The sequence below is a fragment of the Aeromonas sp. EERV15 genome (assembly GCF_900079845.1).
In the GTDB taxonomy this organism is placed as follows: domain Bacteria; phylum Pseudomonadota; class Gammaproteobacteria; order Enterobacterales; family Aeromonadaceae; genus Aeromonas; species Aeromonas sobria.
Genome location: NZ_FKKY02000033.1, coordinates 1 through 24,303, shown reverse-complemented (window position 1 = coordinate 24,303; position 24,303 = coordinate 1). Strand labels below are relative to the sequence as shown.

The following is a 24,303-nucleotide window of genomic DNA, read 5'->3' as shown; positions in this document are numbered from 1 at the left end:
TGCGGATGTAGGTAATGTCAGTCACCCAGGCGATGTTGGGGGCAGGCACCTTAAACTGACGTGCCAGCGTGTTTGGGGCAGCCTGTGGGCTCTTGCCTCCATAATGCCTCTTACGGCGTTGATAGCCCGTTTGCGAACGCAGCCCCTCCCGCCTCATTAATTTGGCCACACGGTGCTTACCGCAGGCTTCCCCCAAGTCACGAAGATCGCGATGGACCTTGCGATAACCGTAGACAGCACCACTTTCCAGCCAGGATTGCTTGACCAATCCGGTCAGTCGTTCGTCCTCCTGCTGTAGTGGCGATACGGGCTGTTTCAGCCACGCGTAGAAGCCACTTCGGTGAACCCCCAGGGTCTGGCACAGGGTAACGACACTGTACCGGTCGAGTCGGGAGGTTATGAACGCGTACCTTTCCTTGACTCGCTGGCAAAGTACGCGGCGGCCTCCTTTAAAATGTTGCGCTCCTCGGTGACCTGGCGCAGTTCGGCTTTCAGACGGCGGATCTCGGCTTGCAAGGCTGACTCTTCGTGCTGCTGGTCAGCGGGCTTACCGTACTGCTTGAGCCAGGCATACAGACTGTGGCTGGATACCCCAAGGGCTCGTGCAACGTCAGCCACCGGCCGTCCGCGTTCGGTGACTTGTTTAACGGCTTCGATTTTGAATGTTTCTGGATAACGCTGACGGGTCATAACACCTCCAATAGTTGCCTCATTTTAAGGCTGCGAGGTGTCTAGGGAACTGGGGGCGATTCACTCGTCCATCAGCTCAAGAGCTCGCTCATAATCGTCCTGATGATTGATCCGGGCGATGTAGGGCACTTGAGCCAATGCTTCTCTAATCTGAACCAGTGCAAGATTTAACATGATGGTTACTCCTTGTTTTTCCAGTATTTCTCGCTCAGCTTGTCGTATTCGACACTGCTGACAATATGTTTCACATACATGCGATATGGACTGACTGTGCCGTAGTAGACGATCTTGCCCTACAGTCTCTACTATAGGAAGCAACACTACTTCATGGGGACCGGCGGCCCTAACTATGGGAAACACCACCACTCGGGTAGGGCTGGTAGCCTCCACTATGGGGCACAGGGCTGTTCATGTGATATAACATTTGATGTAAGTGAGATGATTATGAATGTAGGTGCTGCGTACAAACCCAAGGCTTCGGTCAGAAATCCCGTCAGTCTTCTAGCTGCTTTGTCGTTGCCTAAGCAACCTGTCGAAGCACATATGAAGATCTTGGCAGGATTCTCTTCTGAGATTGTGGCAAAACTATCTTCAGAGACAAATATTGATGAGGTCGTTCTTTGCCAGTGGGTAGGTATCAGTCGCGCTAACTACCATAGGAAGAATAAAGAAGATAAGAAAGTGCTTTCGGTAGAGCATAGCGGAAAAATATATATTTTAGTCAAGGTGTTAGATGCTACAAAATCACTCTTTGATGGAGACATGTCGGTAGTTATTAAGTGGTTAAACTCGCCTGCCAGAGCGTTGGGTGGGGAATCCCCTATACAGATGTTGAGCACCGCTACAGGGGCTGAGGCTGTTCTCGATCTGATTGGCCGCATTGAGCATGGTGTTATCTCCTGAAACTGTGATGGCTCGCAAGAACCCATATTTCCCTCAGTAATGAAACCAGCAGAACGGTGACCTTTAGCTGTTTCCCCATACGAAGAATCATACTTTTATATTAATTAAACTATACATTAGACATTGTTATTAGTTGACTTATTATTGTCGTTGAATCCCTGAAAGGGGTTTTTCTAGTATATCTAGCAATTTTTTTAGTTCAGATGTATCAATAGAATCATTATCAATGGATGTCATAGGTATCCCGTGCCTGTAAGCATTATATTGCCACTTTATAAACCTCTGTTTATATGCTTCATTCAGTTTTTTCAACTGTTCTCTTTCAATTTCGAGCATGGCAACACGTTGGATTAAATATTTAAGCGTTTCATCAACGTTATCATGCTCAATTGGTGGTAGTGGTCTCTCTCTCAGATGCTGTTTTCTTTTCGTATATGCTTCTTGAATTTCCTCGTAACTCGATAGAGATTGACGTTGAACTCCTCCTGCGATGTTTAGCTTATCTGTGATTTTTTGGCAGAGAAGATCCCATGTCAACTTCCCTTCCCATGTGTTAATGATACTTAGGACATAAGTTATATTATCTTTGGTAATTACTATCTTGGGCATGCTAGTAACCTCATCATCTCATTCATCTTTGCTTCAATAGATTCTGGTGTTTGGATTTCAGTGCTCATGCCTTTATCCAAAAGAACTTGCTTAGCGGGAGATGGATCATATTCATCAGGAATACGAACTGGTGTGCCATCAGGGATACTGGAATCCTCCAGTAGTCTGATTTTTGTTCTAACGTGGGTAAGTCGCCATCCATGTGAGCTAACCCAACGATCTGCACCAAACATACCCATGTTACGATTTTTTAATGCATTTTCTAACTGCTCAGAAACTTGTTTTTCACGAGTTTTCAATAGCTCTAATGAGCTGCTAAAACCTTTGATACATACTAATTCTTTACAGGTTTCACAATCACCGTTTAGTTGGCATGGCATCATTGCAAAATCATGTTCGCAAATACCTAACTCTGTAATAATTGCTGTACCAATTAGATTTTTGCCAATATCCTCATAGCTGACTGGAAGATTTTGTTTAATTTTATCTAATACCGAATACTTTTCAGGTAATAGAGCTGGAATTATCGAGCTTGCCTTCTCCTCTTCTGTCCTATGGTCGTAACTTCTATTGTCAGCTAACCTTGCTCTTCCAGCCCAATGCGCCAGGGTCTGTTCATCCATCCCACCTCGTTCGGCTTTAGTGCTTAACCAATGTCTTGCATTGTGTGATGGTATTTGTATATGCGTACCATCAGGCTTTGAAATATTATACTTGCTCCAAAGTGATGACCAACTACGAGACTCTTTCTGCACAAAACGGTCGTTAATTAGATTAACTGTTGGCAGACAAAATGAGCCGTTTATGACACTAAAGTCTTTATGGAACTCATACTTCCTAAAGAGCAATAGTGCTTGTGAAACTTTAACGCTTCTTGCGCTATCAACATAAGGCCAGCACTTAAAACTATTTATAAACTCCGTGGTTTTAGATGTACTATTATTATATTCTGCTTGCCTAGCAGCGTGTCGAGCAGGCTCACCAATCCTAGTTAAACGGGCAATAGCTTCTAATGCTACATCTTGCATGACGGTTGGAACCCACTTTATCCCTTCTTTGCCATTTTTGGCTGGAATCCAACGAATACCGAGTTTTTTCTCTCCGGCTCGATCTTCTTCCCAGACGATACACTCAGTCGATAATGAGAATAGCTCAGAACACCGTGAGGGTGCTAACATGAGAAGTGTCATTACAGCACTAAAATATTCGGCCTCTATGCCTAAGCTTGGTGCATCATGAAAGAGTTGTGCTATTAAGAGCATATCTTTATCAGATGGCAGCTTTTTTGAGCGGTGCTCCTTGCCTTTCTCGTCAAGGGTAATCGTGAGGTCTTTTATTTTTTTATATGGATTTGACCACTGAGGGAGGCTGGGGGTAATAAAATTATCTCGGCAGAAGTTTAAGATTAACTCCATTTGATACCCAGCCTTGTTTCTTCCCGTTGGATCAGATATTCGTGCCCGAAATACCTCATCCAGATATTCTAAAACGGTGCCATCAAGTAAAAGGATGTCAGCACTTCCCTTTGATAAAAGCAAAGCCTCTTCTAATACTCTTATGGCTTCAATATGCCGCTGTAGGTTGGTTACAGGATTCAATGAATAAATATATCGAATGTATGCTTTTGCAAAGTCTATAAATGGGCGCTCTAAGGGGGAGTAGCTATAGCTGTTTGATGACTTTGTATTTGTGGAAAAACGAGCAATAACGCGACGAGTGCCCAAATCGGCTGCCCATTTATCCTGATCCCAACAGTCATGTCCAAAAGCAGTGAGCTTGGATTTGCAATTCTGAATGAAATTAATTAAATTTTCCTCCGCAACGATTTTTGCGGTTGATTTGAAATAAAAGACATTTTCATTCATTGATTAGACCTCACTTCTTTCATCTCGGCACATTTTTGTACAACCCACTCAACAGCCAAAATTAGCCGGTCCTTGGTTGATGCATATTCCTCACTTTTGGTTTCTTTAAGTCTAATTTCTTTTTCTGCATAAAGGGAGGCTAAGAATTTTTCATGTGGCGCATCTAATAGAGGTCTAAATTTCATACACGTATAACAACCCTCATAGCCTTTCACGCAGTAGTCATTAGTACCACATGCGCCAACAACTTCATTTTCTTTATTGGGGACATGGGCTGTGAGATCGGAACCACGCTCACCTTCGTCCAGTTTTTCAATGATTCTTCCAAGAAATGCCTTGGCAAAAGGAGCTAATTGCTTGCCAATAGCCTTATCGATATAGGTTGCAGTATCTGCGGTGTTTTCCGTGTAAACCATCACATTTTGTGTATCATTATGGTCTAATGCTTCAGCAATGATCAATGGCCCTAGGCCCTTCCGACCAAGATTCGTACCTCGTGTGTGGCGAAAACGACGAGCAGTGATATGTATATAATCACCAGTCCTTTCTGAGATAGCTTTTTGCTTAACTTTAAACTCTTTAAGGATTTTCTCTCGGATATCCGTTACCGATATATGTAATATGTCTGAGCCTAGCATGGAGTCGTCCAGTGGAGTTTTCTGGGCAGATAAATCATCAACTATAGTCCAGTCGATAAATATAGGTATTTGAGACTTTTGTTCAGATGTTAGTTCGGTATTAAACTTGGATCTGAACTTTCTAGTTTCCTGCTCAATGAGATTCAGCAGAGTGAGATATAATTCTTCCGTGATTGCTAATTTTTTAAATTCCTCACGGAATCCAACACCACGTTGCTTTGCTCTTGGTATATTTAGGTAAAAATTAAAAGAATTATTTTTAGCATTATGATGTTTTTGTAGATCAATTGCTCTCAATTGCCGTAACTGGATAGGGCGCCTAGCCGTTGCTTGTAGTAAACTAACATAGGCATAGCATGAAAAAGATATGCTATCCTCTTTAAATAGGCGAATAAGTTCGTTATATAGAGCAAGCATTTCATTATCTGTATATGCACCTGAATAAGGACATCTATTGGCTACCGAAACTCCCTTTTTATTTCCAGAAATAGTTAGATTCTCTAGTAATTTAACCATATCTTTGGTAACACCATAATTACCATACTCATGCCAACTAATAAGGAAACCACGAAGTGAGCCTAAGAGATACTCATTATCCTTATTATGCATACTATGCCAGTTTAGAATTGCATTCTCATCGAAAGCTTTAAACTTAGTATCAAGTAATAACTTTTGAAACAAATAATACATATTGGATGCATGAGATGCCGATTGCTCTTCAGCATAAATAGATAGCGTTTTTCTTAATCCATCTAGTAACTTTTTTCTATAGATAATACATCTTTGGTAAATAAAATATTTTTATCTTTATTTAAAGCCCAGTGATTTGAATGAATGTTAAAACTGTAGCCATCCTTGGATACCCGTTCTGCTGGGCCAAAATGAGCAGAATTATACTCTTGGGCAATAGATACAATGCTGCTTATTATTATTCCTTATTGTTATCTAACGATGCTAATTTTTGTCTAAATTCTTCTTGTTCTGCCAAAATAATTTTATTGGTTTTCTCTCGAATATGTCGTTCCATATATGGTCCAGCAGAGCTTTCGGAAGAGTGCCCCATCTGATGCATACGCTTTTTCGCTTCCTCACTAGGCTCAATTCTGGTTCGTTTATTTTTTGGATCTATAGCAAGTTCATTATTATCATCAACTAGACGGGAAAAATTCAGATTCCAGTTATGTCTAAAATAATGTGGATGAATAGCTTTAAAGCGTTCATCAACTGCTTTCATTGAAGGTACAATGATAGTATCAAAGGTGCTAATACTGATTGGTTGCCCTTGTGTTGGCCCCTTTCTATGCGTAATAAATAGATAGGGATGTTTTCCACTATTGGGAGTTTTCCCTCTGACATTTATTATATAGTCATCTATGAGGGCAGCTGTATAATTCGTTAGCTGTAACTTTCTCTCTCTTGTTTTTGCTACAGGCTGTCTTTTTCGAGGGTCATACTTATCATCATGGAGTCGTCTGACTGTGACATATTTTTTAGAGCCTAATATATCTAAGTTCTCACCCATGGTGAGCGATAGTAACTCCCCCCTGCGTATACCAAGTTCATATAAAAGAACAAACATCAAATGATTTCGTTTTCTAGTTGATAGGTCTTTAAAGGGGTTTTTAGGGTGATCAAAATGTGCCACAGACATGAACTCATCAATCAAACCATCAGGTATGTTCTTGTCGTCAACGTTGCTGATGGTTTTCTTTCCTTTACCTTTAGGACGCACAGCCAAGATATTATGAGTCATTCGATCAATAGCAGAGGTTAAATAATCATTTGTTTTATTTTGAACTGCTACTGTAGCAATGAATTTCAAGTATTCGGCAATAACTGTAAGCCTATTATAAATATTGTTACGAGCAACTGATGGTGTTACTTGGATAAGTTTCGGTGTTATACCAATATCAATAACTTTACTTCTGTTTTTTTTATTAGATAGGCCATTTATGTGGGAAATGTCGAGACTAAGATGCTCTTTGATATTATCAATATCTGCTTGACTTAAAAAAAGACTTTGCTGAAACTCTGAAAATAGCTCTCGACTTGCCTTTTTCTCCCATTGTAAAAACCATTTCAGCGTGCGAAGTCGATTCGAAATAGTATTAACTGTCAGGCTGCTGCGTAGCTTAGTTGTAACCCAGAGGGTAGCTAGAAAATGGGGCATACCATCGCTATCCATCAGGATCGGATATCGCTCACCATTCTCAAAAACCAATATCTCTAGCTTATACATAGCCAACCTTATTTTTACACTTTTCTATACAATAACTTACACCTCTGTAAATCCAATTGGCAACAAATTTGTAAAATAAAAAAACCCAGAATTTCTACTGGGTTACGGTCATTTTTGGTTATTTTAAGTGTTTTTCCTTACACTTTAACTCTTACATGAGTCAGAAAGGGATATCGTCGTCGAAATCCATCGGCGGCTCGTTATAAACCGGCGGCGCAGATTGTGGCTGCTGGGCCGGACGGCCATAACCGCCTTGCGGTTGCTGCATGTTTTGCTGCGGAGCCGGAGCGGGGCGCTGTTGGTTCATCGGCTGCTGGGCTGGCATGCTCTGCTGCGGCTGGCCCCAGTTGCCTTGGCTTTGACCACCCATAGCTTGTCCGGCGCCACCTTGTGGGCGGCCACCCAGCATCTGCATGACACCACTGAAACTGTCGACCAGCACTTCAGTGGTGTAGCGCTCCTGGCCACCCTGATCTTGCCATTTACGAGTCTGCAGCTTGCCTTCTACATAGACTTGGGAGCCTTTCTTCAGGTATTCACCGGCTACTTCGGCCAGTTTGCCCATGAATACTACACGGTGCCATTCGGTACGCTCTTTTTGCTCACCAGTCTGCTTGTCGCGCCAGGATTCGGAGGTGGCCAGAGTAATGTTGGTCACCGCGCCACCACTCGGCATGTAGCGTACTTCCGGGTCTTGCCCGAGGTTACCGATCAGAATGACTTTATTGATGCCTCGACTGGCCATAATCTCTCTTCCACCTTTATATTCCGGCCAGGCAAAGCCTGGGCCAACCAAATGAGTTACCGCGCTTTTCTCTTTCCCATGCTGTTATCGTATTGAACAACATGGTTTTTCTATACCCGTAGCAGCAATCAGGTTGATGTTCACTTATTACCTGGCTCACGTTTAGCCCCCAATAGTAACAGCTGATGCGTCCCTGCGCACCCTCATCCGCGTGGTGTTGCCGGTTGAGGGGAGGAGGCAGAACGTCTCTCTGGCATGGGGGATGAAGATACAGATCCAATCGTAAAAAAGGATGATGGCGATAGATAATGCCTGTCTATTCATCCAGTAGTCGCTATGCCATACTGACTCGCTCAGGTTTCTGTATCGAGCGTGCAACAAGATGGAAAAGATCGTGGTCCGGGGTGCTCGCACCCACAACCTCAAGAACATCAATCTGACCCTGCCCCGCGACAAGCTGATCGTGGTCACCGGCCTCTCCGGCTCGGGCAAATCCTCTCTGGCGTTCGATACCCTCTATGCCGAGGGGCAGCGCCGCTATGTGGAGTCGCTCTCCGCCTATGCCCGCCAGTTCCTCTCCTTGATGGAGAAGCCGGACGTCGACCATATCGAGGGGCTCTCGCCCGCCATTTCCATCGAGCAGAAGTCTACCTCCCATAACCCGCGCTCGACCGTCGGTACCATCACCGAGATATACGACTACCTGCGTCTGCTGTTTGCCCGGGTCGGTGAGCCGCGCTGTCCGACCCACGCCATTCCGCTCGCCGCCCAGACCATCAGCCAGATGGTGGATCAGGTGCTGGCCCAACCTGAGGGGAGCAAGCTGATGCTGCTGACCCCGGTGGTGCGTGACCGCAAGGGGGAACACACCAAGCTGCTGGAGAATCTGGCGGCCCAGGGCTACATCCGTGCCCGTATCGACGGCGAGGTGTGCGACCTCTCCGATCCTCCGACTCTGGAGCTGCACAAGAAGCACACCATCGAGGTGGTGGTGGATCGCTTCAAGGTGCGCGAGGACCTTGCCTTGCGTTTGGCCGAGTCGTTCGAGACGGCGCTGACCCTCTCCGGCGGCATAGTACTGGTAGTGCCGATGGACGAGGAGGAGGGGGTCGCCCCCATGACCTTCTCCGCCAACTTCGCCTGCCCGGAGTGCGGCTACTCCATGTCGGAGCTGGAGCCGCGCATCTTCTCCTTCAACAACCCGGCCGGTGCCTGCCCGACCTGCGATGGCCTCGGGGTACAGCAATATTTCGATCCGGCCAAGGTGATCGGCGATCCGGCCATCAGTCTGGCCAACGGCGCCATCCGTGGTTGGGACAAGCGCAGCTTCTACTACTTCCAGATGCTGAAATCCCTCTCAGAGCACTACAAGTTCGATCTGGAGACGCCGTGGGAGGATCTGCCGGTCAAGACCCAGGAGGTGATCCTGCGCGGCTCCGGTCGCACCGAGATCGAGTTCCGCTACATGAACGATCGCGGCGATGTGGTGGTGCGCAAGCACCCGTTCGAGGGGATCCTGCACAACATGGAGCGACGCTACCGGGAAACCGAGTCCAACTCGGTGCGTGAAGAGCTCTCCAAATACATCGCCAACAAATCCTGTACCAGCTGCGGTGGCAGCCGACTGCGGGAAGAGGCGCGTCACGTCTTCGTCGACAACCGCAACCTGCCGGCCATTGCCGAGCAGTCCATCGGTGATGCGCTCGCCTTCTTCGAGGGGCTGAATCTGACCGGTCAGCGCGGTCAGATTGCCGAGAAGATCCTCAAAGAGATCATTGAGCGGCTTGGCTTCCTGGTGAACGTGGGTCTCAACTACCTGAGTCTGTCACGCAGCGCCGAAACCCTCTCTGGCGGCGAAGCCCAGCGCATTCGACTGGCGAGCCAGATTGGTGCCGGGCTGGTGGGGGTCATGTATGTGCTCGATGAACCCTCTATCGGCCTGCACCAGCGCGACAACGAGCGGCTGCTCAAGACCCTCACTCATCTGCGCGATCTGGGCAACACAGTCATCGTGGTGGAGCACGATGAGGATGCCATTCGTCTCGCCGACCACGTGCTCGATATCGGCCCGGGGGCGGGCGTGCATGGCGGCGAAATTGTGGCGCAGGGCACCCCCCAGCAGATCATCGACAATCCAGCTTCACTGACCGGTGACTACCTCTCTGGCCGCAAGCAGATTGCCATCCCTGATGAACGTACCCCGCTCAGCGGCAAGTGGCTGAAGCTCAAAGGGGCGAGCGGTAACAACCTGCGCAACGTCAATCTGGATTTGCCGCTCGGGGTGATGACCTGCGTTACCGGCGTCTCCGGCTCCGGCAAGTCGACCCTGATCAACGACACCCTGTTCCGCATCGCCCACCGCGAGCTCAACAAGGCGACCGAGTCCACCCCGGCGCCCTATCGCAGTGTCGAGGGGCTGGAGCATCTGGACAAGGTAGTGGATATCGACCAGAGCCCTATCGGTCGTACTCCGCGTTCCAACCCGGCCACCTATACCGGTTTGTTCACTCCGATCCGCGAGCTGCTCTCCGGCACCCAGGAGGCGCGCTCCCGTGGTTATAAGCCCGGCCGCTTCTCCTTCAACGTGAAGGGGGGCCGCTGCGAAGCGTGTCAGGGGGATGGGGTCATCAAGGTGGAGATGCACTTCCTGCCGGATGTCTACGTGCCGTGCGACGTCTGCAAGGGCAAGCGCTATAACCGCGAGACCCTGGAGGTGAAGTACAAGGGCAAGAACATCCACGAGATCCTCGAGATGACGGTGGAAGATGCCCGCGAGTTCTTCGATCCGGTGCCGGCAGTGGCGCGCAAGCTGCAGACCCTGATGGATGTGGGCCTCTCCTATATCCGCCTCGGCCAGTCGGCTACCACGCTCTCTGGCGGTGAGGCGCAGCGGGTCAAGCTGGCGCGGGAGTTGTCGAAACGCGATACCGGTCAGACGCTTTATATTCTGGATGAGCCGACCACCGGGCTGCATTTCCACGATATCCAGCAATTGCTCAAGGTGCTGCACCAACTGCGGGATCGCGGCAACACCATTGTCATCATCGAGCACAATCTGGACGTGGTGAAAACCGCTGACTGGATCGTCGATCTGGGGCCGGAAGGAGGTGCCGGTGGTGGCCGCATTCTGGTGACGGGGACCCCGGAGGAGATCTGCGGCAATAAAGAGTCTCATACAGCACGTTTTTTACGGCCGCTATTGACGCGATAAGCCGTTATAATCGAGGGGCCTTTGGCCCCTTTTTTTATAAAAATCGGTAACATGGAGGCGCGGCTCGTGTGATACGGGCAGGCTGGCATCACTGCGTCATGGTAAGGGATATATAGAGTTATGGCTCAGGCTCCGCGCACGATTGATCATCAGTTGGCTTACTCCATGTTCCCAATCTGGCTGGGGGCTATCCTGCTATTGCTGATCCTGCTGGCGTGGGCCCAGATCCCGGCCGCCAGCCGGATTGAAGAGCAACGAATGAAGGAGCATCTGCTGCGTGTGACCAAGGCGGTGCAGGCGGATGTGGCCGCTCTGGATGCATTTAGCCGGGATTGGGGCATCTGGGATGATAGCTACCGCTTTATGGGCAACAAGAGCAGGGCGTTCGTCGAATCCAACCTGTTCAATGATATGCCGATGCGGGACTTTAGCCTCAACCTGATGAGCTTCATGGATCTCAGTGGCTACGAGGTCTGGACTCGCACCCTGCTGCCCGATGCGCCGGGAGTCAACCCGGATCAGTTTCCCTATTTCCTGGATGAACTGAAAAAGCAGTTAAGGGAGCGATCTGTGGCGCAAGGGGGCATCAATCTGCACGGGATCCGCGCTTCCCAGTGGGGGCCGCTGATGTACTCGTGGCAGCCGATCAGAAACAGCGACGAGTCGGCCCCGTTCAACGGTTTCTTGCTGGTCGTGCGCTGGCTCGATAAGGCCTATCTCGAGCAGGTATCGGAGCGTACCGCGCTGCCTCTGGCGATTTCCCACGCCAATCTGGATGTCACCGCTACCTTCAAACCACTGAAACCGCAAATAACGTATCGCCTGATTGACCTTGGGCTCACCCGGCTCAGGGGAGAGGTGCGACTGCTCAACAGCGATAACCAGCCGGTACTGACTCTGGTGATTGAGGAGGAGAGAAAGATCTTGAGTGGCGTCATGGAGGGGGCGCTCTGGACCTTCATTGGCATGCTGTTTATCAGTTTTATCTGCGTCATGATCGCCATGTACCGGCTCAACAGCATTGTGCTCACCCCGTTGCAGCAGCTGGTGTCGGCGCTGCAACGCTTTGGCGATCGGCCAGATGCCACCTTGATCCCCTATATCGACAGCAGCGCCGAGATGGCGACCCTGAGCGGCAAGTTCAGGGAGATGGCCAGCAAGGTTAGTCAGCAACACGATGATTTGTTGGAAAAATCCAGCCAGATGGAGATGGCTGCATTCACCGATCCCTTGACCCGTTGCTTCAATCGTCGCTATCTGGATGGCTGGCTGCAGGCCAACTGGGCCAAGCCTTGTCTGTTATTGCTGCTGGATCTGGATCATTTCAAACGGATCAATGATCGCTTGGGCCATGACATCGGGGATCTGGTGTTGAAACAGTTGGCTGATTTGTTGCGCAAGGTGGTAGCAGGAGAGAGCGAGCCAATTATCCGGCTGGGCGGGGAGGAGTTCTTGTTGCTGCTGCAGGTGGATGACGAGCAAGAGCTGGCCCTGCGGGTTGAATATCTGCGCCAGCGTGTCGCGCAACACCGCTTTGGCAAAGAGGATGCGCCACTCTGGTTGACGGTGTCGTTGGGGTTTTGTCGCTATCCGTTGCACCCGGAGTGCCCGGATTCATTCTGGAGTCACAGCTTCAAACTGGCTGATATGGCGCTTTATCAGGCCAAGCAAGAGGGGCGAAATCAATGGTGCGGCTACATAGGGTCACTTCCCTCAGAGGCTATCGTTATGACGGCTACCGAGCTTGCTGAGGGCCAATATCTGCAACTGCAACGGGCAGAAACTCGGGATTAGCCCTGTCTTACCAATACCAGATAGGCCAGCGCGACAATAAAACCGAGCAGGATAAAGAGAAAGGATCCGATTCCCCACACGGCCGCGAGAAAGGCCCCCACCTTTTGCCATCTCGACTCATTTTTCATAAATAAACCATTACTTCCCAATAACTTGTGTGGCGCAAAAATACGCTTGTTTGCCCATGTTAACAACAATTAATCGCCGTCCTGTCGGGTTGTAAGATGTGGCTTATTTACCGCTTTTGGCAATGGGCACTGGTAGTGCCAGCCTCTCGAGGTGGGCACTGCGGCTTGTTATCTGGGGATTCGGCGAGATTGAGATGGTGCGCAAAGATGTCACAGCAATCGATTTATTTCTGTGCAACCTTTGCTCCAAGTCAATAACTTTACATTTACAAGGGCATATAGTCAGCGGGCTTACAGCATCAAATGAAAACAAAAAAAGGGATTACGTGATGAAAAAATTACTTCCTCTGATGATTGCCGCTGCAGTGACCTCTCCTTTCGCCATGGCCCATCAGGCTGGCGATATTCTGGTTCGTGGTGGTTTGGCTGTAGTGTCTCCACAAGACAGTGGTAACAGCTTTGAAATCAATGACAATGCCCAGCTGGGTTTGACTCTGACCTATATGGCTACAGATAACTTCGGCGTGGAGCTGCTGGCTGCGACCCCATTCTCCCATTCAGTGAAGAGTGGCGATACCGAAGTGGCTAAGGTCAAGCACCTGCCGCCAACCCTGATGGCTCAGTACTACTTTGGCGATGCCCAGAGCAAGGTTCGTCCGTACGTTGGTATTGGTGTGAACTACACCAACTTCTTTGACGAGAAAGGTCGTGGCCCTCTGAGCAACAGCGATGTGAGCCTGGACGATTCTTGGGGCGTTGCTGGTCAGGTTGGTATCGACATGGCGATCACTGACCGCTGGTTTGTAAACGGTTCTGCCTGGATCATGGATATCGACACTGATGTGCATGTAAATGGTGCAGATGGAATCAAAACCAAGATTGACCCGATGGTCTTTATGGTTGGTGCGGGTTACCGCTTCTAATGATTCGATTCTGACTGCGGTTCTGAAAGGATCGCGGAAGATAGCAAAGTACGTCTCTTTCAGCCCGGCTTGTGCCGGGCTTTTTTCGCTTGGCTTATATTTTCCAACTTGTGAGCAACCCGATACAAATCAATTAAATACCCATCGCTTTCTCTCAGTTATTCGCCACCCCTGCCGATAGTGACTATGTTCACTCTACCTTCCCCCAATGAGCGAGGATGTCTCCATGGGTTTATCTATTGTGCAGCGGATCATCGCCGGATTTGTGCTGATGCTGCTGTTGCTGATCCTGCTTGGCGTGATCAGTACCTTTAAAATCAAGGGTATAAATGACGGCCTCTCTGCCGTATCTGACCGGGCAACCCCGCTGGTGGTGGCTGTCGCAGGTCTCAAGGGGGCATTGCAGGATAGTAACCGCTGGGTGCTGGTCTACCGCACCAGTGAAGATGCCGCCCGGTTGCCGCAGCTGGCCAATCAGTTCAAGGAGCAGCAGAACCGCTTCGCCCAGCTGAGTCAGGAAATGAGTAAATTTACCGGCGTGGCGGATGCCCGCGCCCGCTTCCAGCAGGTCGAGAGTGCCACCACACAATTTTATGGCTTGGCGGATCAAGTGCTGGCCCAGCATCGGCAGTGGGTCAGTGCGCTGGATCAGCGCCACAAGCTGGAGATGGAATTTATTCGTCTTGAGGATACCTACCAGTGGGCGGCAGATTTGCTGTTACAACAGACCGCCAGCAAGCGCTCCATGCGCAACAAGGCGGAACTCATTACCTCAGGTATCGCCCGCGATCTGAAGAATATCCGCCGTGCCGATGCCAAAACCGATTTGAACGAGCTGGAAAAGGTGTTGAGCAAGGATATCGAGATGGCGCGCAAGCGTCTGGAGCGAGTGACGGTGCCGGATGATGTGAAAGCGCGCTTTGTCTCCAATCTCGATCGGATGCAGGAGTTGGCGCTCGGTGCTCAGGGCTTGCTGGCAACCATGCGTCAGGCTCAGCAACTGGAGTTGTCGCTGGCCACTCAGAATCAGCAGCTGGATGCCAGTCTGGTCAACAGCCTCAATTTGCTGGACGAGATGGGTAAGTCTGCCGGTGCCATCGCCAGCGATAGCCGGATCAACGCCGATGCGGCGGTCAGCAGTGCCAGCTTCTGGATCCTGGTGGTTGCCGCGATGTCAGCTGCTGCTGCGCTGGTGATCGGCTATACCACGGCGCGCAGCATTCAGCGTCCGTTACAGATGATCAACAGGGAGCTGGACTACATGGCGGCCGGTGACATGACTCGCCGCATCAACTACCGCAGCAGTTGCGAGTTTGGCAACCTCTCCCGTTCCATTGACACGCTCGCAGGCAAGACTGGCGAGCTGCTCTCTCAAATCAATGCGGGTTCCCGCCATCTGGTGGATGAGGCGAGCCGGGCGGCCGAGATCAGCGAGCGGGCCATGTCCAGGGTACAGGAGCAGAAGAGCCAGACCGATCAGGTGGCTGCCGCGATTACCGAGCTGGAAGTGAGCGCCACCGAGGTGGCCCGCTCTACCGATGGCACCAAGCGGGAAGTGGATCTGGCCGATGACGAGGCACGCAGTGGCCGCCAGAAAGTAGCGACCACTCGCAAGATCACCGAGCAGCTGGCTGGCGCCATGGAAGAGGCGGTCGGCATTACCTACAAGCTGGGTGAGTTCAGCAACAACATCGGCAGCATCCTTGATGTGATCCGCAGCATTGCCGAGCAGACCAACCTGCTGGCGTTGAACGCCGCCATCGAAGCGGCTCGTGCTGGCGATGCCGGTCGTGGTTTCGCGGTGGTGGCCGATGAGGTGCGGGCGCTGGCCAATCGTACCCAGACCTCGACTGAAGAGATCCAGAGGATGATTGAGAACTTGCAAAGCTCCAGCAAGCAGGTGGTCGAGGTGATGGGGCGCAGCCAGGAGCAGACTCAAAGCTGTGTCGATCAGACCCGCGAGATGGATGTGGCGCTGCAATCCATTGCCGAGCGGATGGGCGCCATCAAGGCGATGGCCGATCAGGTGGCCCATGCCGCTCAGGAGCAGATCTCCGTCAGTCAGGGGGTCGCTCGTCATATCGCCGGTATTGCCGATGTGGCATACGAGACCGAGCGGGAGGCGCGCGAATCCGCCAGCAGCAGCGAAGTGCTGGCAGAGCTGGTCGCGAAACAGCAGCAATTGATCGCACATTTCAAGGTCTAGGAGGGCTTATGTCTAAAAAGTGGATTGGAGCCCTGAGTCTCCTGTTGTGTGGCCAGCTGATGGCCAGCGAGCTGGTGATTGAAAGCTGGCGAACCGATGACAAGGCGCTGTGGGAGCAGAAGATCATCCCGGCGTTTGAAGCGGCGCATCCCGGCATCAAGGTGAGTTTTCACCCGGTGCAAAACGTCAACTATATGCCCACTCTGTGGGAGAGCCTTAAGGGGGGCAAGGCGGGGGATCTGATCACCTGTCGTCCGTTTGATGATTCGCTCGCCCTGTTCAAGGCGGGCCATCTGGCCGAGCTGACCGAAATGGCGGGGATGGAGAACTTCCCGAGTTTTGCCCAGTCACCCTGGCAGACTGATTCCGGTGCCCAGACCTTCTGCGTGCCGATGGCCTCGGTGATCCATGGCTTCTTCTATAACAAGAAGATCTTCAGTGAGTTGGGGCTTGCATTGCCGCAAACTCGCGACCAGTTTTTTGCGGTGCTGGACAAGGTCAAAGCCGATGGCCGTTATGTGCCGCTGGCCATGAGCGGCTCCGAGAGCTGGGTCGCCTCCGAGCTGGGCTTCCAGAACATTGGTCCCAACTACTGGAAGGGGGAGGATGGTCGTCTGGCGCTGATCGGCGGGCAGGAGCGGCTGGACAACCCGCAATATGTGAAGGTGTTCGATGAGCTGGCGCGCTGGCGCTCCTACCTCGGTGAAGGTGGCGAGAGCCGTGATTATGCGACCAGCAACGAGCTGTTCACCTCGGGCAAGGCTGCCTTTTACGTGGCGGGCTCCTGGGAGATTGCCCCCTTCACCGGCAAGGTCGATTTTGGCGTCATGCGTCCACCGGTGGCCAAACAGGGAGATGGCTGCTTCTTTACCGACCACACCGATATCGGTATGGGGATGAATCCGGCCAGCAAGAACAAAGAGGGGGCCATGGCCTTCCTGCAGTGGCTTGCCACTCCGCAATTTGCCGAGCTCTATACCAACTCGTTGCCGGGATTCTTCTCCCTCTCCAACCACTTCTTCGATGTCACCAATCCGGCGGCCAAAGAGATGATGGAGTGGCGCGATCAGTGTGATTCGACCATTCGGGTGGCGACCCAGATCCTCTCCCGTGGTACGCCCAAGCTGGGGGATGAACTGGCCGAGGTGAGTCAGGCGGTATTGCTTGGCAAGATGGAGCCCAAGGCTGCCGCGGATCGACTGGAAGGTGGCTTGAAGGGTTGGTACGCCCCTCATCAGGGCAATAAGGCCAAGAGCGCGGATTGTCAGTGTGATGCAGTGACCCCGGCTCCGGTTTCAGCGCCGGCTGCTGTCTCGGCAGCACCTGCGACCAGTGAGGCTCCCGCCACGGTTGCTCCAGTCGTCACTCCCACTGAGCCCGCATCAGCGGCGACGGCGCCATTACCGGCGCCTTCGGCGGAGGTGGAGCAGGCGCTCTCCAACGAGCTGGAAGCGCCGCAGCAATAAGTCATCAGCATTAATAACAAGCGGGAGGCATCAGCCTCCCATTTTATTTATCAGTGGTTGTCACAGTGAGCGGCGTTATTGTGCTTCGCGCGGCCAGCGACAGAGGCTGCCGATACGGGCTACCGGGGTGAATCCCAGAGAGCGATATATCCGCTGGGCATGGTAGTGCTCGTCGGCCACGATGATCAGCTGTTTGGCGCGGGACAATCCTGCGCTAGCCACCTGACTGAGCAGCTGGCGGCATAACCCCCTGTTGCGCCACGCCTGGTGAGTGCGTACCAACTGGAAACGCCCCAGCGAGCCGCAAAAGAAGAGGCCACAGCTGGCGACCAGTTGCCCCTCTTGCCAGATCCCCCACCACTCCCCGAGCCCATCGGCAATCATGGCCTGATAGAGTGCCTGACGGGATCGCAGATAGGGGAGATAGCTCTGTTCCGAGTGCCCCTCATCTCGCTCATGGAGTTCGAAGTCGAGCCACTCAGACCAATCAGCAATGGTGAAGGGACGAGCCTGAACCTGGTCCATGTCGCTATTAGGGGGCGGGCAGCTCTGCTTATCCAGTGCCAACACCACGCACTCCATATATTGGTATCCCGTTGCGACAAAACCGGCGATCCGGCTGTTTTGCCCTGCTGCCAGTGGCCACTGAAAGGTGCGGTGGCGCACTCTGGGATCCTGGCCGATCAGCTGATCAAAAGCCGCCTCTAGCCAGCCTTTGTCACGGTCGTTGGGCGGGGTGGGGAGTAGCAGGTAGTTGCCGAAGTAGTAGTCGGGAGCATCCGGCGTGCGAACCGCCCAGAACTGATCGTGCCGAACGACTTCGCCCTGATAGCGATCGAACAGCAAGTCGGTGGCAAAGCCGGGGTGGGTATCCATGATGGTGCTCCTGCAAAGACTCATTTTGTTATCGGCAGGAGTAAGGAATAGATGAAAAAGGGGCCGGAGAAACCTCCGGCCAAACAATCACACGCAGATTCAGAACGTCCAGGACGATCTGGCCCCATCATAACGCGACTGTCGCAAATTTGGGATGGGCACTTTTCGGTTACTTACCGTTAATTATGTGAATATGATATTCACAGTATTGGGCGACAGGTAAATCTCTGTTGACTTTGTCCCGGTTTCACCATAAATATAAAGACGTTTAGACGTCCAAACATCCGTTTTGACGTATGTAAATGGATTGTAGGACAGGGAGAAGAGCAGATGGGATTTCACAGTGCACGTCAGGTTGAGGCGCTCAACCAGAGCTTGGCTGATTTGAATGGCGATATATCGGTCAGTTTCGAGTTTTTTCCACCCAACAGTGAAGGGATGGAGAATACCCTCTGGCAGTCCATCGAACGGCTGAAAGTGCTGGAACCCAAGTTTGTCTCCGTCACCTATGGCGCCAACTCCGGCACCCGTGATCGCACCCACAAGGTGATCAAGGACATCAAGGAGCGGACCGGCCTGATTGCTGCGCCGCACCTGACTTGTATCGATGCCAGCCGCGACGAATTGCGCACCATCGCCCGCGATTACTGGAACAGCGGCATTCGTCATATCGTGGCTCTGCGTGGTGACTTGCCGCAGGGGTTGGACAAGCCGGATATGTATGCCACCGATCTGGTTGCCCTGCTCAAGTCAGAGGCTGACTTCGATATCTCGGTTGCCGCCTATCCGGAAGGCCACCCGGAGGCCAAGAGTGCGCAATCCGATCTGCTCAACCTCAAGCGCAAGATCGATGCCGGTGCCAACCGTGCCATTACCCAATTCTTCTTCGATGTGGAGACTTATCTGCGCTTTCGGGATCGCTGCGCCGCCATCGGGATCGATGCCGAAATCGTGCCGGGGATCCTGCCGGTCTCCAACTACCAGACCCTGGCCAAGTTTGCCGGTTTCACCAACGTGAAGATCCCGCGCTGGATGCATCAGCGTTTCGAGGGGCTGGATAACGATCAGATGACCCGTAATCTGGTGGGGGCGAGTATCGCCATCGATCAGGTGCGCGTGCTGAGTCAGGAGGGGGTGAAGGATTTTCACTTCTATACCCTGAACCGCTCCGAGCTGACCTATGCCATCTGCCATACCCTGGGAGTTCGTCCCAAGGGCTGACCAGTGCTCACCGCGATAAAAGCAAAAAGCCAATGAGTTGCTCATTGGCTTTTTCGTTATGGCCGATTATCAAGGTCTGGTCGGGGCGATCTCTTTTGGCTCAAGATCGATAACCGCATTACCGGCAGCCCCCGGATACTGGTGATAGATCTGATCCTGTTCCAGTGTGTAGAAGGTATCCAGATAGTCGTCGTTGTTGGTCATCCAGGAGTCGGGCAGCGCCTTGACGATACGACCGCCGAGATCGAGGAATGGTAGCGCTTCCGGCACTCCACCCGCAGTAAAGCCGAGCTTGAGGGCTTCAATCAGCAGGGCGCTCAGCTCCTTGTAGTTGACGTTGTCATCCTGTTCCATCATCACCACGTCGACGGCACCCCAGCGATAGCGATCCCAGTAAACCAGGATCTGGTTGGGGGTGTAATCGGTGTTGTCATAGTCGAGGTAGGGCATGTCGACAATATCGACCACTGGCTCATCCCGACTGGGATTGACCCCTGCGACCACCGCATACACTTCGGCTGCGCCGAGCAGCCAGGGCTCCTGATCATCCTTCAATCTGATCTTTTTCAGGATACTGGTCTTGAGTGGCGCCGTGCTGGCCGCCGCTCGCGGGGTGCTTTGCAGATCCGCCTCGGCCAGTGCCTTGCGCATCACCTTCAAGCCTGCGTTCTTGGCTTTGACGGGATCGGCTTCGACCACCAGAACCGGCCGGGCCGGTGCCTTGTCCACATCCAGATAGACGGGATTGCCGGCGCTGTCGAACGCTTCAATGGCGCTCCAGCTCTTCTCATCCCCACTCGGAACATAGGCGACCAGCGGTTCGACGCCCTGTTGCAGTGCAGCGGCCTGATCGGTGTTGGCCAGCCGCAGCTGCATCAGTTGCTTGACCTCGCCATCCAGTCCTTGCCGGCTGATAGCCGCCTGGTTGGCATCGGTCGCCTGCCGTTTAAGGCGTGGGCTGGCTTTTTGCAGCAGGTTGGGAAGCGGGCTTTGGTATTGCTGATTGCTCAGCAGGGGCAGCAGGTTTTTCTGCTGAAGTGCGAGCTGGCGCGCCAGCTCCCTGTCCGTGTCGGCTGCGTGTGCCGTGCTGGCGCCCAGAAGCGCCAACAATATGATGAAAGCCTGATGTTTCATTATTGTTCTCCGTTGCATGAACCTGACAGGGCACCATGTCCGGGAAGAGTGGTGCCCTGACACCACTAAAGGGTAATTAGTTTCATCTGTGAATTAATTTATCTGGATCTTGTGCCAGCCATCACGGTTTGAGGTCTCATTGATTTTCTTGTCGATATAAATGAAGCCAGTGCAAGGCAAGTCCGACGAGCAGACCCCAGCAGGCTGCCGCTATGCCGAGCAGGCTGAGCCCGGACGCGGTAATGATGAAGGTAAGCAGCGCAGCTTCTCGCGCCTCATCTTGTTGCAGGGCTGAGTGCAGGCTGCTGCCGATGGTGCCTAGCAGGGCCAATCCGGCGACGCAGGTGATCAGCGCGGCCGGGAAGGTGCTAAACAGGGCGGCGACGGTCGCGCCAAAACAACCGGTTACAAGATAAAAGCAACCTGCCCAGACCGCAGCAGGCCAGCGGCGCTTGATATCCGGGTCAACCTCTTTGCCCATGCAGATGGCGGCGGTGATGGCGGCCAGATTGAAGGCATAGCCGCCAAAAGGAGCGAGCAGCAGGCCGGTCAGGCCGGTCCAGCTGATCAGCGATGAGGTGGCAGGCTGATAGCCATGGGCTCGCAAGATGGCGATCCCCGGCATGTTTTGCGATGTCATGGTGACAATGAACAACGGCAGTGCGATGCCAAGCAGGGCATCAAGGGAGAAGGTTGGCCATGTCCAGACCGGGCTGGCGAGCTGCCAGTGCAGGGTGCCCAGCTGCAAATCTCCCCGCACGCTGCTGATCAGCATCCCCACTCCCAGTACCAGCACCATGGTATAGCGGGGCCAGAGATGACGCCCCAGCAGGAAGGTCAGCAGCAGGGTGCCAAGCAGCAAGGGATCGTGCGGGGCGATCTTGAACAGATCCAGCCCGAATCTGAGCAGCACGCCAGCGAGCATGGCGGCGGCCAGCGGAGCCGGGATATGCTTCATCAAACGGTCGAACCAGCCGCTGATGCCACACAGGGTGATCAGCAGGGACGAGATCACAAAGGCGCCGATGGCTTCCGCCAGAGTGAAGTTGCCCAGCGTGGTGATCAGCAGTGCCGCGCCCGGGGTGGACCAGGCGGTCAGTACTGGCATGCGGTAATAGAGAGAGAGGCCGATACAGCTCACCCCCATACCGATCCCCAGCGTCCAGAGCCAGGAGGCGACTTGGGCAGTATCAGCACCCGCCGCCGTGGCGGCCTGAATGATCAGGATGACGGAGCTGGTGTAGCCGACCATCACGGCGATAAAGCCTGCGACCAGATGGGGGAGGGCGAATGGCATGGGGATTTCCTCTTGGCGTTGTGACGCGCGGTGCGTTATTACATACAATCTGGTTTTGACTATATCGTCGTGCGCTATAGCGCACAAGGCGCATCGTGCAAGAGTAATAAAGAGGCTGTTATGCAAGAGATGAGTCAGCATCTGGCTGCTCGACTGAAGGGACTGCGCAGCGAGCGAGGCTGGAGCCTGGATGCCGCCGCGCGCGAAACGGGTGTCAGCAAGGCGATGCTGGGGCAGATTGAGCGGGGGGAGTCCAGCCCGACGGTGGCGACACTGTGGAAGATTGCGACCGGTTTTCGAGTCTCATTTTCCAGTTTCATTGAGCCCACGCCAGCCGCGCAGGAAGAGGTGCTTTATCGCACCGCCGATGCCATTCGCCAGCAGCCAGCGGGAGAGGGCATGCAAGTGGCGCCGCTCTTTCCTTATGAAAACCGGTTTGGCTTCGAATTGCTTGAGCTGACCCTGTTGCCGGGTTACCAGCGTGAATCCGATCCCCATGAGCCGGGAGTGACCGAGCATGTCATCGTCATCAGCGGCATGATGGAGGTGCTGGTAGAAGGGGAGTGGCGCTCACTGGCGCAAGGGGAGGCGGTGCGCTTTGCTGCCGATCATCCCCACGGTTATCGCAATCTGGGCATAGCTCCGGCGATTTTCCACAACCTGATCCACTATCCGGTTGCAACGCCCTGAACATGTTCAGCAGTCATCAACCCGGTCGGCCATCTGCTCTGGGGCGGGTCAGTATCGGGGTATAGACCCAGACAAACAGACCATAGGCAGTGATCCAGGCAAGCGCGCTGAGGTTCCAGCCATGCAGGGTATAAGCAGGCCAGAACAACGGAATCACCACCCGCATTGTGGCCGCAGTGATGACCAGGGCAAATGCACCAGTGATCCTGCGCCCCACCTGCAAGGCCCGACCGCTATGGCCGAGGGAGACTCGAGCAATCATGCCCAGGATCATGGTGCCCATGCAGCCTGCGCTAAGCAGGTGGCTGGCCATCGACAGCGTGATGGGCAGATCCGCGCTATGTGCCGCAAGGGCGAGCAGGCCAAGGGGAATAAACAGATAGGCGAGATGGAGTGACCACAGCAGTGGATGCGCAAGGGTCGATGGCAGCTGCCAACGCAGCTGTCGCAATAGATGCAAGCTCGCCGCCACTATATATAGAGGCACTATATATATGCTGGTGACCCACTGGGTCGGGAGCAGCAACCAAAGCAGCAAGATAAGCCACTGTGCAGCAAGCGTCGCCCGTTCCAGCCAGAGCAGAGGCGCTGCTTTCTCCTGACCGGTTGCTCGGGCGGTAAAGAACGGAATCACCCTTCCACCCATCACGGCGATCAGGGTGGTAAACAGCAGCACAGTTGTGATCAGCAGATGCTCAACGGTGCTCCACTCTGCATGCCATAACCAGCTGGCGCCATTGAGCAGGGTCAGTATCAGTAACAGGGGCACAAAGAAGAGGTTGCGCCATTGCCGAGTGATCAAAATCGGCTTGGCAAGGAACCAGGCGCAAAGCGGTAGCCAGAGCAGGTCTGCCACCATCAAGAGTGTATTCCCCTCACCCAGCCAGGGTAACAACGCCCTTGGCAACATCCATAACCCCACCACCAGTGCCAATGGCCAGCTCCGAACACCGGGATGGGCCGTCCAGTTCTGCACTGCGGTGAGCAGAAAACCCGCGACGATGGCGGCCCCGAAACCAAACAGCATCTCATGACCATGCCACCAGACCGGGTTGCCAATCCCGGGCAAGGTTAGCCAACCGTTGAGCTGTCCCAGCCAGAGCAACATGGCGACGGCAGCAAACAGAGCCCCGAACAAGAAGAAGGGTCGGAACCCCAAGCGGAACAGCGGGACGATTTGCTCTTCCTTATTGCTATCGAGGATTTGATGCATGAGGGCATTCCAATTGAACATTTGAGATGGCAATTATAAATTGGCTTTTCAAATGTTCAATTTAAATCCGGCAATAGTCAGGATTGATGCCATTTCGAACAAAAAAAGAGGTGGTTGTTTGATATCTGAGCGAACGAACATTTTTGCTGAAAAACCTCTTGTCATCCCGGCGCGGCTCCCTATAATGCGCCCCTACCAGCACGGCGGAACACGCCGGACTGATGAGCTAGCTTCCTGGTGAAGTGGGCGCCGAAAGAAAAGCGAAAACAATCGCTTGACTCTCGAAGTGAGAAGCGTATTATACGCCTCCTCAGCGCGACAAGCGCAACGCTCTTTAACAATTTGAATCAAGCAATCTGTGTGGGCACTCACAGCATCGAGCATCAAAATTAATTTTTGATTTTCAATGTCTGGTGAAGTGACCAAGACGATTTCTTAGCAATAAGAAGTCGAAC

The 24,303-nt window shown here is 52.6% G+C and carries 17 protein-coding genes and 1 pseudogene; 8 read left to right on the top strand and 10 right to left on the bottom strand.

Annotation, left to right across the window (positions count from 1 at the left end; all coding sequences use genetic code 11):
• Positions 1–690 (bottom strand): annotated as a pseudogene (locus tag BN4575_RS21450) (IS3 family transposase); the annotation flags it as partial.
• A 444-nt stretch (positions 691–1,134) separates the two neighbouring features.
• On the opposite strand from BN4575_RS21450, the gene BN4575_RS20000 reads away from it, so the two are divergent.
• Entirely contained in the window at positions 1,135–1,593 is a 459-nt protein-coding gene (locus BN4575_RS20000) for a type II RES/Xre toxin-antitoxin system antitoxin (RefSeq protein WP_068979515.1), read from the top strand.
• Positions 1,594–1,734: 141 nt separating this feature from the next.
• On the opposite strand, the gene BN4575_RS19995 is transcribed toward BN4575_RS20000, so the two are convergent.
• The 5 genes from BN4575_RS19995 to BN4575_RS19980 form a co-directional block, all read right to left on the bottom strand.
• Positions 1,735–2,202 (bottom strand): hypothetical protein, encoded by a 468-nt coding sequence (locus tag BN4575_RS19995; protein WP_068979514.1) that lies wholly within the window; start codon positions 2,200–2,202, stop codon positions 1,735–1,737.
• Positions 2,190–4,067: an integrase gene (locus BN4575_RS21440; protein ID WP_083221106.1), complete on the bottom strand. Its 1,878-nt coding sequence runs from the start codon at positions 4,065–4,067 to the stop codon at positions 2,190–2,192. Before BN4575_RS21440 ends, BN4575_RS19995 begins: the two co-directional genes overlap by 13 nt.
• Complete coding sequence (locus BN4575_RS19990; protein ID WP_305088071.1) at positions 4,064–5,479, bottom strand: site-specific integrase; 1,416 nt, start codon at positions 5,477–5,479, stop codon at positions 4,064–4,066. Before BN4575_RS19990 ends, BN4575_RS21440 begins: the two co-directional genes overlap by 4 nt.
• 154 nt (positions 5,480–5,633) lie before the next feature.
• Positions 5,634–6,944, bottom strand: a complete 1,311-nt coding sequence (locus tag BN4575_RS19985; protein ID WP_068979512.1) for a site-specific integrase — start codon at positions 6,942–6,944, stop codon at positions 5,634–5,636.
• A gap of 160 nt (positions 6,945–7,104) precedes the next feature.
• On the bottom strand, positions 7,105–7,689 hold the full coding sequence (locus BN4575_RS19980) for a single-stranded DNA-binding protein (RefSeq protein WP_068979511.1): 585 nt from the start codon (positions 7,687–7,689) through the stop codon (positions 7,105–7,107).
• A gap of 382 nt (positions 7,690–8,071) precedes the next feature.
• Between BN4575_RS19980 and uvrA the strand changes: the two genes are divergently transcribed.
• The 5 genes from uvrA to BN4575_RS19955 all read left to right on the top strand — a co-directional run bounded on the left by uvrA (position 8,072) and on the right by BN4575_RS19955 (position 17,417).
• Entirely contained in the window at positions 8,072–10,900 is a 2,829-nt protein-coding gene (gene uvrA / locus BN4575_RS19975; RefSeq protein WP_068979510.1) for an excinuclease ABC subunit UvrA, read from the top strand.
• A gap of 120 nt (positions 10,901–11,020) precedes the next feature.
• Positions 11,021–12,694, top strand: a complete 1,674-nt coding sequence (locus tag BN4575_RS19970) for a sensor domain-containing diguanylate cyclase (RefSeq protein ID WP_068979509.1) — start codon at positions 11,021–11,023, stop codon at positions 12,692–12,694.
• A 457-nt stretch (positions 12,695–13,151) separates the two neighbouring features.
• Positions 13,152–13,745, top strand: coding sequence for an OmpW family outer membrane protein (locus tag BN4575_RS19965; RefSeq protein ID WP_068979508.1), 594 nt, complete (start codon positions 13,152–13,154; stop codon positions 13,743–13,745).
• A gap of 226 nt (positions 13,746–13,971) precedes the next feature.
• Positions 13,972–15,951, top strand: a complete 1,980-nt coding sequence (locus BN4575_RS19960; protein WP_068979507.1) for a HAMP domain-containing methyl-accepting chemotaxis protein — start codon at positions 13,972–13,974, stop codon at positions 15,949–15,951.
• 8 nt (positions 15,952–15,959) lie between these two features.
• Positions 15,960–17,417, top strand: coding sequence for an ABC transporter substrate-binding protein (locus BN4575_RS19955; protein ID WP_068979506.1), 1,458 nt, complete (start codon positions 15,960–15,962; stop codon positions 17,415–17,417).
• 75 nt (positions 17,418–17,492) lie between these two features.
• Here BN4575_RS19955 and BN4575_RS19950 read toward each other — a convergent pair whose 3' ends face one another.
• Positions 17,493–18,293: a GNAT family N-acetyltransferase gene (locus BN4575_RS19950; RefSeq protein WP_068979505.1), complete on the bottom strand. Its 801-nt coding sequence runs from the start codon at positions 18,291–18,293 to the stop codon at positions 17,493–17,495.
• 330 nt (positions 18,294–18,623) lie between these two features.
• Between BN4575_RS19950 and metF the strand changes: the two genes are divergently transcribed.
• Complete coding sequence (gene metF / locus BN4575_RS19945; RefSeq protein WP_033138589.1) at positions 18,624–19,514, top strand: methylenetetrahydrofolate reductase; 891 nt, start codon at positions 18,624–18,626, stop codon at positions 19,512–19,514.
• A gap of 69 nt (positions 19,515–19,583) precedes the next feature.
• Here the strand turns inward: metF and BN4575_RS19940 are convergent, their stop codons facing one another.
• Positions 19,584–20,648, bottom strand: coding sequence for a DUF3103 family protein (locus BN4575_RS19940; RefSeq protein ID WP_068979504.1), 1,065 nt, complete (start codon positions 20,646–20,648; stop codon positions 19,584–19,586).
• Positions 20,649–20,784: 136 nt separating this feature from the next.
• Positions 20,785–21,945 (bottom strand): benzoate/H(+) symporter BenE family transporter, encoded by a 1,161-nt coding sequence (locus tag BN4575_RS19935; RefSeq protein ID WP_068979503.1) that lies wholly within the window; start codon positions 21,943–21,945, stop codon positions 20,785–20,787.
• 120 nt (positions 21,946–22,065) lie between these two features.
• Between BN4575_RS19935 and BN4575_RS19930 the strand changes: the two genes are divergently transcribed.
• The gene (locus tag BN4575_RS19930) at positions 22,066–22,635 is read left to right on the top strand and encodes a helix-turn-helix domain-containing protein (RefSeq protein ID WP_068979502.1); all 570 of its coding nucleotides are present in this window, start codon (positions 22,066–22,068) and stop codon (positions 22,633–22,635) included.
• A 16-nt stretch (positions 22,636–22,651) separates the two neighbouring features.
• Here BN4575_RS19930 and BN4575_RS19925 read toward each other — a convergent pair whose 3' ends face one another.
• Positions 22,652–23,848 carry an NnrS family protein gene (locus tag BN4575_RS19925; protein WP_068979516.1) on the bottom strand — a complete coding sequence of 399 codons (1,197 nt, stop codon included), beginning with the start codon at positions 23,846–23,848 and terminating at the stop codon, positions 22,652–22,654.
• Positions 23,849–24,303: the final 455 nt, after the last annotated feature.